Source organism: Arthrobacter sp. NPDC093128, assembly GCF_040683875.1.
In the GTDB taxonomy this organism is placed as follows: domain Bacteria; phylum Actinomycetota; class Actinomycetes; order Actinomycetales; family Micrococcaceae; genus Arthrobacter.
The window spans coordinates 117,622-131,941 of sequence record NZ_JBFBEY010000011.1 but is presented as its reverse complement, the minus strand read 5'-3'; the positions used below and the strand labels follow the sequence as shown (position 1 = coordinate 131,941).

Genomic DNA, 14,320 nt, shown 5'->3' with positions numbered 1-14,320 from the left:
CGGGCAATGTCGCTCCGAACTTCGATCTCCCCGCCCACCGTGGCGCAGCCTCCGATACAGGATGCGCCTTCCCGGCATCACATGTGGCAGAGGATTTCCCCGTACATCTACGTCGGCCCGGCCGTCGTTTACCTGATCATCTTCATGATCATTCCCGTGGTGCAGGGCGTCCAGCTCAGCTTCACCAAGACTCCGCTGGTCAAGCCCGACGGCGGTACCGGCATCGGGCTGGAGAACTACTCCCGGCTGCTCAGCAGTCCCCAGTTCTACAACTCGCTGGGCGCCACCATCCTGTACACGGCCGCGACGGTCATCTTCGCCGTCGCGATCGGGGCCGGCGCCGCCCTGCTCCTGAACCGCGCCTTCAAGGGACGCACCCTCGTCCGGGCAGTCATCACCCTCCCCTGGGCCGTCCCCACGGTGGCCACCGCCCTGATCTTCAGCTGGATCTTCAACCGTTCCGACGGCGTCCTGAACGAAGTGGTCGGCGGGCTCGGCATCGGCCAGCAGGGCTGGCTGGTCGACCCGAAGTACGGCATGGCCGCCGTCGTCCTGACCTCGGTCTGGAAGGTCATGCCCCTCGTTATGCTCGTGGTGCTCGCCTCACTCCAGTCAATCCCGAGCGAACTCTACGAAGCCACCCGCATGGACGGTGCCGGGGCACTGGAAACCTTCAAGGCCGTCACCTGGCCGCACATCGCCCCCACGGTCAGGGTGGTCACGCTCCTCATGACGATCTGGTCCATCCGCCGTTTCGAGATCATCTACCTCCTGACCGGCGGCGGCCCCGTGGACAGCACCAACACCCTCGTCGTCAACGTCTACCGGCAGGCCTTCAGCAACCAGGAACTGGGCCGCGCGGCAGCCATCGGCGCCCTCGGCCTGGTTCTGTCGCTGATGGTCACCGTTGTCTACTTCATGATGGAACGGCGCAACGCCGCCAAGGAGGCCTAGAACAATGACCACCAAAGAAGCACAACCAGCCCTCCGGACGGCCCCGCACAAGCGGCGACTGAAGGCACCGGGCACGCGAAACTTCAGCAAGCCCGCCCGTTACATCATGCTCGCCGCCCTGGTCCTGTTCTCAGGGTTCCCGCTCTACTGGATGCTGAACACGGCCCTCAGCCAGGACTCGGAACTTTACGGCCAGGCCCAGGGTTGGTGGCCGCACTGGGAACGGCTCGCGGACCTCGGCGACGTGATTGGCAGCGTCCCCATCTTCAAATGGCTCACCAACTCCATGGTCATCGCCGGCGGAACCACGCTGCTCTCCCTCGTCTTCGCGGTGTTGGCCGGCTACGCGCTGTCGCGGTTCAAGTTCTACGGCAAGGGCGCCGCAGGGTTCCTGCTCTTCGCCACCCAGATGCTGCCCGAGGCGCTGCTGGTGGTCCCCATCTACGCGCTCTTCGCGTCGATGGGCCTCCTCAACGGGATGGGCGGCCTGATCCTCGCCAATGTCGCCTTCACGATGCCGGTGAGCGTCTGGATCATCAAGGGAGCCATCGATGCGATCCCCTACGAGATCGAAGAGGCCGCCGCGGTCGACGGGTGCCCCCGCGTCACCATCCTGTCGCTGGTCCTCACCCCGCTGATTCTGCCCAGCATCGCCGCTGCCGCCGTCATCAACTTCTTCGACGGGTGGAATGAGTTCCTCCTGGCCAAGACCTTCATCGCCGAACGTGACCTCTGGCCGGCGTCCGTGGGCCTGGCCTCCTTCATCGGCCAGTACCTGACCTCACTGAACTCCGTCATGGCCGCGGCCCTGCTGTTCACGCTCCCGGCGTTGATCTTCTTCCTCCTTGTCCAGCGTCGTATCGTCTCGGGCCTCACGGCCGGCTCAGTCAAAGGTTGATCATGGCAAAGCTCTCATTACGCAACATCAGCAAGCGCTTCGGGGACACGCAGGTCATCCACGACTTCAGCGCCGAGGTCGACGACGGCGAATTCCTCGTCCTGCTCGGCGCGTCGGGATCCGGAAAATCGACCCTGCTCCGCATCATTGCCGGGCTCACCGACGCCAGTGCAGGGGACATCATCTTCGACAACCTCCGGGTGAACCGCCAAAGCCCGCGCGAACGCGACATCGCCTTCGTGTTCCAGTCCTACGCGCTCTATCCGCACCTGACAGTCCGCGAAAACATTGCCTTCCCCCTGGCACTGGACAAGTTCAAGGCCTGGCACCACATCCCCGGCATCAGCACGTTCGCGCGCCGCATCTTCGGTTCGTCCAAGGACATCGTCAAGCAGGTCGCCGATGTCTCCTCCATGCTGGAACTGGACGACTACGCAGACCGCAAGCCCGGAGGGCTGTCCGGCGGCCAGCGCCAGCGTGTTGCCCTGGCCCGCGCCCTGATCCGCAACCCCTCAATGTTCCTGCTCGACGAGCCGCTGTCCAACCTCGACGCCAAGCTCCGCGCGGAACTCCGGGGCGAAATCGTCCGGCTGCACAGGCTGACCGGGAAGACCTTCGTCTATGTCACGCACGACCAGGTCGAAGCCATGACCATGGCCACACAGATCGTCATTCTCCACAACGGCATCGTGCAGCAGCACGCCACACCGCAGGAGATCTACACCCGCCCCGCCAACACGTACGTGGCCCGGTTCATCGGCAGCCCGCCCATGAACCTCATGGCCGCGACAGTGACCGACGGGCAGCCCGTGCTCGGAGGGGTCCGGCTCCCGGAACCGGAAGGGCTCCCGCTCACGGCTGGCACTGTGACCCTGGGCCTGCGGCCGGAACACCTCACGGTCTCCGCCGACGTCGACGGGCCCGGCCTCGCCGGAACGGTCCGGAGAATCGAGGACCTCGGCGCTGACACGCTGATCGGCGTCCAGCCCGACCCTGTCCTGGACCTGAAACTGTGGGAGCTCAACCAGGACGACCTCATCTGGATCCGTCAGACAGGACAGACCCGCCTGATGGCAGGAGATCCCTGCACGGTAAGCCCCGAGGCCCGCATGGCCAGCTACTTCGACAGCGAAACCGGCGCGAACCTGGCATCATCCGACCAGGTCTCAGACGCCGGAATGCTGCCCATGCGTGGCTAAGCTGCGGCACTTCCCAACCCAGCCATACGCTGGCTGTTCAAACCATGCCTGATCTCATCCACACACAAGGAACAGAAACCGATGACCATCATTGTCACCGCAGCATTCACTCCCAAGGACGGCACCTACGACCAGGTGGTCGCCGCACTCTCCCCCGCGATTGCGGAAGTGCATGAAGAGCCGGGCTGCCAGCTGTACGCGATCCATGAATCACCCAACGGGCAGATCATGATGATTGAAAAATGGGACAGCGCCGAGCTGCTCGACGCCCACGGCGCCGGCGATGCCGTCAAACGGCTCAACGCTTCGCTCGAGGGACTCCTGGCAGAACCCGTGGAGGTCACCCGCCTGGTGCCGATCCCCGCCGGGACGGCGCACCAGGGCGCGCTCTAGGCAGTCCAAGCACCAGCGGACGACGGCGGGACTTCCCGCCGTCGTCCGCTTGCGTTGGTCCGCTTGCCTGCGGAAGGACCGTATCGCCTTCCGGCGCGGCGTGACCATCGGGGAAGCGCCGGCTCCCGTTCCGGGACGATCGGCCCTGCGGCTGCGTCCCCGCGCGTTGACAGATTGGTGTGAGAAAGTCCGTGGAGCGTTCAGGCGATGCCCTCTTCGCGCGCGGGCCGGCAGCACAAGGAGGCCAACCATGGCCAATATCTACCTTCCCTACGGGAACACCGAGGGTCAGACAGCCAAGATCGCCGAGTACATGTCGGACGTGGTGCGGGCACACGGCCACAGCGCGGACGCGGCGGACATCAAGCAGGCCGGGGACTCGATCCCCGACGGGTACGACGCCGTTATCGTCGGCGCGTCGGTCCACATGGGCAAACACGAAGACTACGTCCGGGACTTCGTACGGAAGAACAGCGCCGCCTTTCGAGGCTGAAACGAGCTGGCGTCCGGTCCAAGTGGGACTCTTCGGAGGGGCGCTCCTCTACACACAGTGCGGGTTCGGCCTGCGAGCAGTTTTCAGCCCTCGACGACGGACATCGGCAGGATGCCCCCGTGCACGGTAGGGGCGATGCTGTCTAGCTGCCAGCCGTCCCCAGATGCCCGGAACGTGGCGGTTTGCGGCAGTGAGTAGCCCGACGGGACGCTACTCGGCCCATTGGCCGTCGAGGCCTGGTATTCCTCGGTCAATTCCTTGAACCGGACGCTCGCCTCCGAACCGGACACCTCGACCGATTCCACCGTTACCGTCGTCGAAAAGGACGTATACCAGAAGCCCATTGACTTGAATCCGGCCTTCGACCGAGCCACCACGGCGAGGTCCCGCTCGCGCTTGGACCGGTAAGCCGCCGTCATCTGCCGCGTGGCAAGGCGCGCGACGGGGGGAGTGTCGAGGACCGTGCCGTTTCGATCCTCGACGGCAGTCTGGATGATGGCCGCGAGCTCGGACGAGGACGGCCCCGGCACTGATGCGGACGACCCTACCGTGGGTGGCCGGGCGGCCGGCTGGCACCCGGCAAGGGCGAGCCCGAGCGCAGCCGCGACGGCGCCCAGGTATAGCGGGTACTTCATCGTCTCCCCCTCCCGTGGATGTCCTCACAGCCTGCCGCGCCGACCCCACCCAGTCAACGGGGGCCCAGGGACTACCAGAACGCGTCCTCATGAAGTCAATCTCCAGAGCTTCCGCCGCTTCCGGGACTCCGTAACCGAGATCAAGGTCCGGGTGATCGACGACGATGATGCGGACGACTTCCTGCCCCCTGGTGAAGGTGTGGAACACGTCCGAGGGGGATGTGGCGATGACTTCGCTGCCCTGCCTGTCCGGTGCGGGACGTGCTTTCCTGCCCCGGGGCCGGCCAACTCAGGGAGCGCGGCCTCAACCAAGCGCACCTCTCTAAGGAGGTGGAACGGGCATGAGTGCAGCGTTTAGGGTACCGCACTCCCAAGGAGGCGGTTAGTCTTGGCTCAACAAGATGCTGGGGGGAGCAAAACATGAAACCAATTACTGTTGACGGCGGCAAGGGCACGGTGGAACTCGATGCCGAGGGAGTCCTCCAACTTGTTTGGAAGCCGGCCACTGTTCTGGTGGCCGATGATGTACATGCTGCGATGGCAAAGGTCAATGAGGTTGCCGACGGTGCCGAGTATCCGATGTTGATCGACATAACGAACACCCAAATGGTGACTCGTCAGGCCAGGTCCGTTTTCAGTACCCGGTGCGCCGCTTCGCGAATTGCCCTGCTTGGTTCAAACCCGGTGAATCGTGTCATTGCCAACTTCGCTATGGCCCGGCGGACCCTCCCGGTTCCCACCCGGTTTTTCACCTCCCGCGACGAGGCCATGACCTGGCTTCTCGTTACACCGCTTCCCTAATCTGGACCGTTGTGTCGGGGCCGAGGGAGCTTTCACCGGAGGAGGCACAGCCAGAACTTTCCCTGGGTGCCAAGTCACACTTCTGAAACTGACACGATGGACGACGGCGGGACTTCCCGCCGTCGTCCGCTGCGGGCAGGACTGTGCAGGGCGATCCCACGCCGTCGATCCTACGCCGCGATGGATAGTGCCCAGTCAGGCCAGGGATCCACCGGTAATGGTGGCCCCGTTCCTCCGAGAACGTTGGCACCGTCAAGTACGTCCGGCCAGTCGGGCGGTTCCCCCTCCGGATCTTCACCCGCGTGGCCGGCGTGGTCCGGCCAGTGCGGTGGTTCCCAGTCCTGTTGTTCGCTGGGATAGGCGCGTCCCGCGGGTGAGATCCAGCCGGGTGGCCGGTCCCGGGTGGCGTCAACCGGCCTCCACGCTGTGGTGTGTTTGAGTCTGTGGTGCCTCCGGCATGGCTGGCCCAGGTTGGTGATCCCGGTGCTGCCTCCCTCGTGCCAAGCCAGCAGATGGTCCGCTTCATTGTCCAAGGAGTGGTTGTTGCAGCCGGGAAAGGGGCACCGGCCATCCCGAAGCCGCAACCATTGGCGCATCGCCTTCGGAACCCGGTAGCTTCTGCGTCCGATCTCCAGCGGCGCTCCGCTGCGCGGATCCGTCAGCACGCGCAGGAATGACCCCGCACCATCCGCGACAAGCCGGCGGGCCATGCTCGGCGGAACGGGACCATACCCATCCAGCATAGCCGGCTCCGTCACGGCGCCCAGGAGCGACAACACCGGAACGGTCACCAAGACCTGTGCCTTCGGCGACGGAACACCCTCGGCGACGCCGGCCAGCAGCCAGTCGGCGGCGACGTCCGCACGGAGCTGGGTCAGAGTCCGGGATTCGGCCGGCCCCTGCAGGGCACGTGCCGCTTCCGTGGCACGGGACCAAACACCCGCTGCCACGTCCGCAGTCACGTAGGCCGAGAGCCAGGCCATGCCGTCCCGGTCCGGGACCAATTCCAGCCGACGGTCCTGCACACCCTTGCGGTGGCGCGCTTCGATACTTACGGGATGGTGCCGCTCACGCCAGCTGCGCGCCTTGGCCCGGAACCTGCCCGGCACCAGCTCCCCCGCGGGGCAGCCCCGCGCAGCAAAGGGAGCTTCGGGGTCCAGGAAATGAGCCTCCAAGGCAGCAGCAGCTGCCGGGTCAAGACCGGATGTTTCATCACACATCACCCGCGCATGCTGCCACGAAATGCTCCCTGACCGCAGCGCGGACAGCGTCAGGGGCAACCGTGTAGTCAAGGTGGCTGACTCATCCAGTAACGCCGCGGCCGATCTTTCGCTGACAGTCAGGGCACAGGCCACCTCTGCTGTCACTGCCATTTCCTGGGCGGTGCGCTCTTGCGGGGAAACGGCCGGGGCCGCCATGGCCGCGGCAGCGTGGGCGTATCCGTCGGCGAAGTGCACTTTCAGCGCAGCCATCATGGCTTCCATGCTGCCCACCGCAGCCATGCCGTCCAGGCATGCGTCCGCTTCGTCCTGAAGAGGGTCAGCACCGGTCGGGGCCACAATCCCGGCCCCGCGACCTGCACATGCAGTCAGCGCAACAAGGGAGGCCGCCATGGCCTCCAACGTCTCCGCAACTGCTTTGCCGTCCATACCCACAGCATGACAGCAGGCACTGACAGTTTTCGCTGGCATCAGAGTTGCAAAGTCAGCCTTCCAGGATCTGCCTGATCCCGAACTCTCCGACGGCGAACATCCGCGGATTGTCGTCGGAGTTGCTCAGCATGGCGGTGGACAAGATGAGAGCCCAGCCCCGGGCCCGCAACCAGGTGTCCCCGTCCACCGCGGGACCAAAGGCGTCCATGAAGCGGTGGCGGGCGCCGGCGTCGAACATCAGCCACGCCACCCCAAGATCGACTGCCGGGTCCCCTGCCCCGACGTCGCCGAAATCGATAACGCCGGCCAGCGAGCCGTCGTCGGTCAGCAGGATATTTCCCGGGTGAAGGTCCCCATGGAGCATCATCGCCGGACCATCCCAGGCTTTAGCGGCACAGGCCTGCGCCCACACCGCTCTCAACGCCGCTGCCTGCGGGTAGCGTTCGCGGTCCCCCAGCCGTTCCACCACCGCAGAATCACGGTCCGTCAGCGGCACTCCGCGGAAAGGATTCACCGGGACGCCGGATTCGGCGGGCATGTGGAGGGACAGGAGGAAATCGGCCACGCCTGGAGCGGCCGGCCCGCGGTCTGCCGGACCAACGTCGGTCGCGGCGGCTCCGGGGACCCACCGCACGATGCTCCATGGCCAAGGAAAATCCGACGTCGGCCGGCCGGCATGGACGGGGACAGGAACCGCAACCGGGGAGCGGCGGGCTATGTCGGGAAGGTAGCGCAGCTCATGCAGTATCAGCGAAACAGCCTCCGCCCTGCGCGGCAGCCGGACGGCGAGGTCGTCGCCCAGCCGGAAGGTCGCGTTGTCCCAGCCATTCGCAACCCGCGCCAACGGACGATCACCGAGATCGGGCCGCTGGTCCCGGACGAGGCACTGAACGACCGCGTCACTCACTTCCACCGTGGCTGGTGGCATTCCCGCCATTCAGAGGTCCCCCTTCCTGCGATGCAATCCGTCATTTCCGTTGTCCGAATATAGTTCAGATCCCCCGGAGCAGAGGGGCGCATTCGCGGAGCCATCACAGACAGGAAGCGGACGACGGCGGGACGTCCCGCCGTCGTCCGTCTCACCAGCCCTCAGTCGGCCTGGGCGCAGGCGCGTCGTGATCAGGTACCCGTTAGGTCGGGATGTTGCGGGTGGGTATGATCCGGGAGCATGAGCACAACGCCGAGCACCACTGGAACTGTCCGGGCTATCTTCCTGGACGTGGACGGCACCTACGCGGACTACGGAGTCGTACCTGATGGCCATGTGCGCGCTGTACAGGCCGCGCGGAAGGCCGGACACCGGGTCTTCCTGTGCACGGGGCGCCCGGTGTCAATGTTGCCCCCGAGCATCCTCGCCGCGGGTTTCGACGGCCTCGTGGCCAGTGCCGGCGCCTACGCCGAGGTGGCCGGGACGGTCCTCGTGGACCGGCGCTTTCCGGCGGATCTTGCGGCCAGGACGGTCCGGGCGCTGGACGCGCACGACGCCGTATATGTCCTGGAAGCGCAGGAGGCGCTGCACGTACCACCTGCGGCGCTGGAACGCTTGCGGGCCATCCTTGACGCCCACTTCGAACAGGCACCCGAAGGCCCTGTAGGTTCGTCCGACATCCTCCGGGCGGTGCGCACCACCTCCAACCGTGCCGATGTGCCGTTCGCCAAGGTCTCCGTGTTTGACTCCCCCGTTGCAATGGAGAGCTTGGTCGGAGAAATCGGCGGGGACGTTGCAGTGGTCGCCAATTCGGTGGCGGACGAGGGCCGGCATGCGGGGGAACTGTACCAGCGCGGAATCAGCAAGGCCGACGGCGTCGCGGCCGTCGCCGCCCATCTGGGCATCGCCCAGGCGGACACGATTGCGGTTGGCGACGGTGCCAACGACCTGGAGATGATCGCCTACGCAGGCGTCGGCATCGCCATCGAAGGATCGCTCCCGGAGCTGGTGGCGCTTGCCGACCGCACGGCCGCTCCTCCCCGTCAGGAAGGCCTCGTTGCCGCCTTCGCCGAGCTCGGCCTCATCTGATCCGGCCCGATTAGAGTCATTTGCTCCCAGCGGCGTAAGCGGTCGACGGCGGGATGTCCCGCCGTCGACCGCTCGCCGTTCCCGGCACCTTAAGGCAGCATCACAAGGTAGCGGCTTCTTCCTCCGCCAGGCGGGTCAGACGAAGTTCGTCCTCCGCGGCGCGGGTGGGCCAGTAGTCCCTCGCCAGCTCACTTGCCCGGGTGAGGTCTGCTGCCGGGAAGAGCTTGCCGAGCAGCCCGGCTGCCTGAAGCAGGGCGATCAGCACCGTGGTCCTGACATCGGGCGTCGTGGCATCAGGCTTGGCGTCAGGCGCCCCGGCACCAGGCTTCGTGGAATCAGGCGCCTCAGCATCAGTGGCCCCGGAATCAGGCGCTTCGAGATCAGCCGGCGCACCGGTGAGTGCGGCCTCGATCTTTTCCAGGAGCGCCGCCTCCGGCGCGTGGTCCTTATGCGGGTACCGCACGGGCCGGAACCGACCCAGGTGCTTTTCACCGACATGTTCCACGATGCCCAGTGCTGCCATCCCCTCGTAGACGCTCTGCACTTCGGCGCGGCTGTCCAGCACGGAGACCCACCATTTGGGAGTGCGGGGCCGGGATTTGCCGCGGATGAGCTCCAGTTCGTGCTGGAAGTCCGTCTGGGGGTCGGTGCCGGTAGCCCTGACATACTTCCCCTGCAGCCCGAGCGCGCCGAGCAGGTCCAGCTCGGCCAATATTGCCCCTGCCACCGTGGTCCTGAGTGCGAACAAGGGCACTTCAGGTTTGCCGTTTTTGTCGTTCGTAGCCAGAAGGAGGAAAGCCTGGGGAAGGCTCAACTCCGCCGCCTTTGGCGTTTCAGCGTTCATAGCATCATGGTGGCCCAGTTGGGCGGTCACCACAATGAGGATTTACAAGCGCCGCTGAGTTTCCACTGGAGACGCAGTAGAAACCTAGAACGCCGACCAGCCGCCTTCGGACACGAGGCCTGGGTGTGGTGGCTAGGCAGGGGCCAGTGCCCGGACCGAGTTCCGTTCCACAGTGGGACAGTAGATCTTTGTGGGGGCAGTGGCCTGTGCTTCTTCAAGGCCGAGGAGCATTCTCACTCCGGCCGCGCCCAGTTCGTAGTGGGGTAGAGACACCGTGGAAAGTGGTGGCCGGAGGTGGGCGGCGATGACTTCCTGGTTGTCGAATCCCACGACTGCGATGTCGTCTGGTACGGCGAGCCCGCGCTCGCGCAGTCCGTCGTACAGCCCCATCGCCATTCGGTCGTTGTAGCAGTACACGGCCGTGACATCGCGTTTGAGGAGTTCCTCGGTCGCTCCGTACCCGCCTTCCTGATCTGGATAGGCTTCCAGGACCAGGCCCGCATCGAACGGAATGCCTTCGGCTTCAAGCGCTTCCTTGTAGCCCTGGAGTCGTCCGTCCTTTGCTGGGGCGGGGATGGTGGCATTGATGAACGCGATTCGGCGGTGACCGTGCCTCAGCAGGATTTCGGTAGCTGAACGTCCGCCTTGTATTTCATCCGGGACGACAGCCCGGGCGCCGGATTCCGCAGAAAAGCAGTTGACGAGGACGAAGTCCGATTCGCGGAGAGATGCCGGCACGTCCGTGGCTCGGTGAAACCAGGTCGAGTAAAGAATGCCGCGGACCTTGTACTCGAGCATCATCGCAATCGCGTCCGTCTCAAGTTCACGGTTGCCTTCGGTGTTGGCGATGAGAAGGGCGTAGCCGTGCTTCCAGGCCTCATCCTGGGCGCCGTGGATGATCTGGCCGGCGAAAGGGGTGGTGGCGATGGCGTCGGCGACCAGGCCGATGAATCGGGAACTGCCGCTGACCAGGGTTTGCGCCATGGCATTTGGCCGGTAACCCAGGTCCCGGATCGCGTCCCGCACCCGCTTGCGGGTCTCGTCGGAAATCCGCGCGGCCTTCTTCTTGTTCACGACCAGAGAAACGGTGGCAGTGGAGACACCGGCGGCCTCGGCAACTTGCCGGAGGGTGACGGGTTGAGGGCGTGGGGGACGTTCCAGCGGGGCAGCCGCCCCCGATGGCGTGACCGAATTATTCTCCTGCGAAATCATGTGCCCTCCGTCAGGAGTATATCCGTCTGTTCTTGCCGTCATCCTTTGCTCGCCCCGCTCTCAAGGCCTTGGATCATGGCCTTGTTGAGCACGAGGAAGACCAGCAGCAGCGGGGTGATGGTGACGCAGACGGCGGCGAACGTGGCTGTCCAGTCGGTCTTGCCCATGGCTCCGATGTAGTTTTGCAGGCCCAGCGGGATGGTCTTCAGTTCCTCGGAGAGGACGAAGGTGTTGGCGAAGATGAAGTCGTTCCAGATGAATATGCTGTTGACCAGCACGACCGTCACGACAGTGTTCACCGACAGGGGCAGGGTGATGAGTCCGAAGATGCGGTAGGGCCCTGCTCCGTCGAGCGAGGCCGCCTCGTACGTTTCCCGCGGGATGTACTCAAAGAAGGAGCAGAAGAGGTAAATCGACATCGGAAGGGCAAAGCCGGCCAGTGGGATGATCATCGACGGGTAGGTGTCAAGCAGGTTGATTGTGGAGTAATCGATGAACAGCGGTACGAGGGCAATCTGGACGGGCACGATGATGCCGATAAGGAACAGGCTGCGGATGAACTTGCTGAACCGGAAGCCCAGGACCTGGAGGGCGTAGGCGGCCATCATTCCCAGGAGCACAATCAGGACGTTCGCGCCCATCGTGACGACGAAACTGTTAAGGATGTTCATTCCGAGGTTGCCGGTCTCGAAAGCGCGGGCGTAGTTTTCGAACGTGATCGCCTTTGGGAGTGCGAAGGGGTCGCCGGCGGCGAAGTCGTGTTCGGTGCGCAGGCTGGTGATGAACAGCCAGGCCAGAGGGTAGACCTGCACGATGACGATAAGGGCGATGATCACCTTTGACAGCGTGCCGTGGAGGCTGGGCTTGCGTCGCCTGCGAACAGGAGGTGCGCTGTCGTCGGGCAAGACGGTGGTGGGCCGTGTGATCGGAGCTGCTGGCGCGGTCATGCGTCCGCCTTTCGTTTGAGCATGAAGAGGATGAGTCCTACGGCAACCAGGCACTCAACGACGATGAACACGGCGATAGTACTGGCGTAGCCGAAGTCGGTGCTCGTGAATGCCGTCTTGTACATATACGTGGTCAGCAACTCCGAGGACTGTCCGGGGCCGCCGTTCGTCATCAGGTACGGGATGTCGAATCCGCGCAGGCCGTAGGTTGTTGCCATGATCGTGGTGGTGATCCAGACGGGCATGATGTGCGGGAAGCGGATCTTGGTGAACAGTTGCCACCGTGACGCGCCGTCGAGGCGGGCGGCTTCCTCAAGTTCCTGCGGAACAGACAGCAACGCCGCGTAGATGATGAGCATGTAAAGGCCGGTGAAGCGCCAGCCCTCGGGCGCCGACACTGCGGCGAGAACGGTATGGATGTCCGAGAGCCAGGGACGTTCAAGGGCGCCGAGCCCGATCCAGTGCAGGAGCTGGTTGAGAAGGCCGACCGGTTCGATCGAGTAGATGCGCACGAACAGGAACGCGATTGCCACAGTTGAGATCACTGCCGGCAGGAGGTAGAGAGTTTTGATGAGCTCGCGGCCGCGGCGCATGGAGGTGAGGAGGCTGGCCACGAGCAGGGCGCCGCCGAGCTGCAGGACCAGGCAGATGGCGAGATATCCGAGGGCGTTGAAGAAGGAGCGCCAGAAGATGTCGTCTCCGGTGAGCATCCGCACATAGTTGGCGAGCCCCACGAACTCCATGTCGCTGATGCCGTTCCAGGAGAAAAAGCTAAGGAACAGCGACTGAATGATGGGGAACAGCACCGCGACGCCATAAAGCAGCAGGGGTGGGAGCAGGAAGACCAGGACAGAGAGTCGTGACCTATTGGGAAGCATGGCTAGGCCTTTCGGGTGGGGGCCGTAGCCCCCACCGCTGTGATTACTTGAAGAACTTCGGGGCGTTTTGCGCGATGGTGCTGTCCATCGTGCTGGTGAACTGTTCGGGCGTGATATTGCCCTGGACCAGGAGCACGAGCTCCTGCTGCAGCCTGCCGTTGGTTGTGGGGTCGAGCTGGGTGTCCCACGGCATGGCCTGCTTGTCCCCGAGGTCGTTGGCCATGTCCAGGGCCTTCTTGTACAGGGGGGTTGCGTTGGCCGGCACGGCTGTCTCTACGTTTGTAGTCGGCGAAAGTGCACCGGTGGCCGCGTATTCGGACGGGTACTTCTCCAGCGCGAACTTCAAAAAGTCGCTCACGAGCGGGTCGTAAGTCTTGGAATTGACTGCCATGCCGATGCCGGACGGGGAGACGAATTCGTTGGCTGCAGTGACTGATCCTTCAGTGGTCGGGAGGGTGAAGAAGTCGATGTCATCTCGCACTGAAGGGTTCAGCTTGTCTGTAGCCAGGCTGGGCAGTTCCCAAGTGCCGATGTTGTACATCGCTGCCTGCCCGGAGGTGAACTGGTTCTGGGCGTCGGAGTAGCCCTGTGAGGAGAATCCGTCCTGGAAGCACTTGGCCTTCCCGAGCGAAGCCAGCCACTCGACGGTCTTCTGGCCTGCGGGATCAGAGAACTTCGCTTCGCCCTTTTTGAGCTTCTGGATGAAATCCGGTCCGGCGTCACGGAACGGCTGGTAGGCGACATACCGCTCCAGAGGCCACTGGTCCTGCCCGTCGATGGCGATCGGTGTGATTCCGGCATTGCGCAGGGCAGTGCACATGGCGGGGAGGTCGTCGAGGGACTTCGGGGCGGACACTCCCGCCTTCTGCAGCAGGGCCTTGTTGTACCAGATGAATTCCAGCTCGAACTGGAATGGAATCATGTTCAGGGACCCGTCGTCGAAGCGCTGGTAGTCCAGCGCGCTGGGCCGGTAGCTGTCGTAGACGCCAAGGGATTTGAGCAGCTTTTCAGCGTCGACCATCTTGCCCTGTTTGGCCAGCTGCTGGGCGAAGGGTGTGGCATCGGTATCGAAGAGCTCGGGAAGCTTGTTCGCGGCGGCCAGGGTCTCAAGCTTCTGGATGTAGGAGGGCCTGTCCGGGGTGGTGATCAGGTTGAGTGAGAAGCCCGGGTGGTCCTTGGCATAGTCGTCCGCGATTTTCTTCATGATGTTGATGACGGCGCCGTCGGCGGGCCGGGACAGCAGCCACGAAATCTCGCGGGGCTTGACTTCCCCGGTGGGACTGACGTTGGAAGGGTCACTGGCTCCTCCGCTGCCGCATCCGGCCAGAGCGAGGGCTGCGGCCGCTGCCACGGCGGCTGTTCGGAATAGCTTCTTCATGGGATAAATCTCCTTTGAT

15 protein-coding genes are annotated in these 14,320 nt (G+C 64.3%); 7 read left to right on the top strand and 8 right to left on the bottom strand.

What is annotated here, in order from left to right; all coding sequences use genetic code 11:
- Positions 1-6: 6 nt before the first annotated feature.
- The 5 genes from AB0N24_RS14630 (at position 7) to AB0N24_RS14610 (ending at position 3,937) form a co-directional block, all read left to right on the top strand.
- Positions 7-954 (top strand): sugar ABC transporter permease, encoded by a 948-nt coding sequence (locus AB0N24_RS14630; protein ID WP_364125478.1) that lies wholly within the window; start codon positions 7-9, stop codon positions 952-954.
- Positions 955-958: 4 nt separating this feature from the next.
- A complete protein-coding gene (locus AB0N24_RS14625) occupies positions 959-1,852 on the top strand; it encodes a carbohydrate ABC transporter permease (protein WP_364125475.1) in 894 nt (297 codons plus the stop codon).
- Between the two features lie 2 nt (positions 1,853-1,854).
- Positions 1,855-3,051, top strand: coding sequence for an ABC transporter ATP-binding protein (locus AB0N24_RS14620; protein ID WP_364125473.1), 1,197 nt, complete (start codon positions 1,855-1,857; stop codon positions 3,049-3,051).
- Between the two features lie 81 nt (positions 3,052-3,132).
- On the top strand, positions 3,133-3,444 hold the full coding sequence (locus AB0N24_RS14615; protein ID WP_364125470.1) for a putative quinol monooxygenase: 312 nt from the start codon (positions 3,133-3,135) through the stop codon (positions 3,442-3,444).
- A 250-nt stretch (positions 3,445-3,694) separates the two neighbouring features.
- A complete protein-coding gene (locus tag AB0N24_RS14610) occupies positions 3,695-3,937 on the top strand; it encodes a flavodoxin domain-containing protein (RefSeq protein ID WP_364125469.1) in 243 nt (80 codons plus the stop codon).
- An 83-nt stretch (positions 3,938-4,020) separates the two neighbouring features.
- Here the strand turns inward: AB0N24_RS14610 and AB0N24_RS14605 are convergent, their stop codons facing one another.
- Positions 4,021-4,572 carry a hypothetical protein gene (locus AB0N24_RS14605; protein WP_364125467.1) on the bottom strand — a complete coding sequence of 184 codons (552 nt, stop codon included), beginning with the start codon at positions 4,570-4,572 and terminating at the stop codon, positions 4,021-4,023.
- A 420-nt stretch (positions 4,573-4,992) separates the two neighbouring features.
- Here AB0N24_RS14605 and AB0N24_RS14600 point away from each other — a divergent pair, with 420 nt between their 5' ends.
- Positions 4,993-5,373, top strand: coding sequence for an STAS/SEC14 domain-containing protein (locus AB0N24_RS14600; protein ID WP_364125464.1), 381 nt, complete (start codon positions 4,993-4,995; stop codon positions 5,371-5,373).
- A gap of 170 nt (positions 5,374-5,543) precedes the next feature.
- Here AB0N24_RS14600 and AB0N24_RS14595 read toward each other — a convergent pair whose 3' ends face one another.
- Positions 5,544-7,022, bottom strand: coding sequence for a DUF222 domain-containing protein (locus AB0N24_RS14595; protein ID WP_364125461.1), 1,479 nt, complete (start codon positions 7,020-7,022; stop codon positions 5,544-5,546).
- 55 nt (positions 7,023-7,077) lie between these two features.
- On the bottom strand, positions 7,078-7,953 hold the full coding sequence (locus AB0N24_RS14590; protein ID WP_364125458.1) for an aminoglycoside phosphotransferase family protein: 876 nt from the start codon (positions 7,951-7,953) through the stop codon (positions 7,078-7,080).
- A gap of 240 nt (positions 7,954-8,193) precedes the next feature.
- On the opposite strand from AB0N24_RS14590, the gene AB0N24_RS14585 reads away from it, so the two are divergent.
- Positions 8,194-9,042: an HAD family hydrolase gene (locus AB0N24_RS14585; protein ID WP_364125455.1), complete on the top strand. Its 849-nt coding sequence runs from the start codon at positions 8,194-8,196 to the stop codon at positions 9,040-9,042.
- 100 nt (positions 9,043-9,142) lie between these two features.
- On the opposite strand, the gene AB0N24_RS14580 is transcribed toward AB0N24_RS14585, so the two are convergent.
- The 5 genes from AB0N24_RS14580 to AB0N24_RS14560 form a co-directional block, all read right to left on the bottom strand.
- Entirely contained in the window at positions 9,143-9,886 is a 744-nt protein-coding gene (locus tag AB0N24_RS14580; RefSeq protein ID WP_364125453.1) for a GPP34 family phosphoprotein, read from the bottom strand.
- A 132-nt stretch (positions 9,887-10,018) separates the two neighbouring features.
- Positions 10,019-11,098, bottom strand: a complete 1,080-nt coding sequence (locus AB0N24_RS14575; protein ID WP_364125451.1) for a LacI family DNA-binding transcriptional regulator — start codon at positions 11,096-11,098, stop codon at positions 10,019-10,021.
- A 38-nt stretch (positions 11,099-11,136) separates the two neighbouring features.
- Entirely contained in the window at positions 11,137-12,045 is a 909-nt protein-coding gene (locus AB0N24_RS14570; protein ID WP_364125448.1) for a carbohydrate ABC transporter permease, read from the bottom strand.
- Positions 12,042-12,923, bottom strand: a complete 882-nt coding sequence (locus AB0N24_RS14565; protein WP_364125446.1) for a sugar ABC transporter permease — start codon at positions 12,921-12,923, stop codon at positions 12,042-12,044. Before AB0N24_RS14565 ends, AB0N24_RS14570 begins: the two co-directional genes overlap by 4 nt.
- Positions 12,924-12,966: 43 nt before the next feature.
- On the bottom strand, positions 12,967-14,301 hold the full coding sequence (locus AB0N24_RS14560; RefSeq protein WP_364125443.1) for an extracellular solute-binding protein: 1,335 nt from the start codon (positions 14,299-14,301) through the stop codon (positions 12,967-12,969).
- Positions 14,302-14,320: the final 19 nt, after the last annotated feature.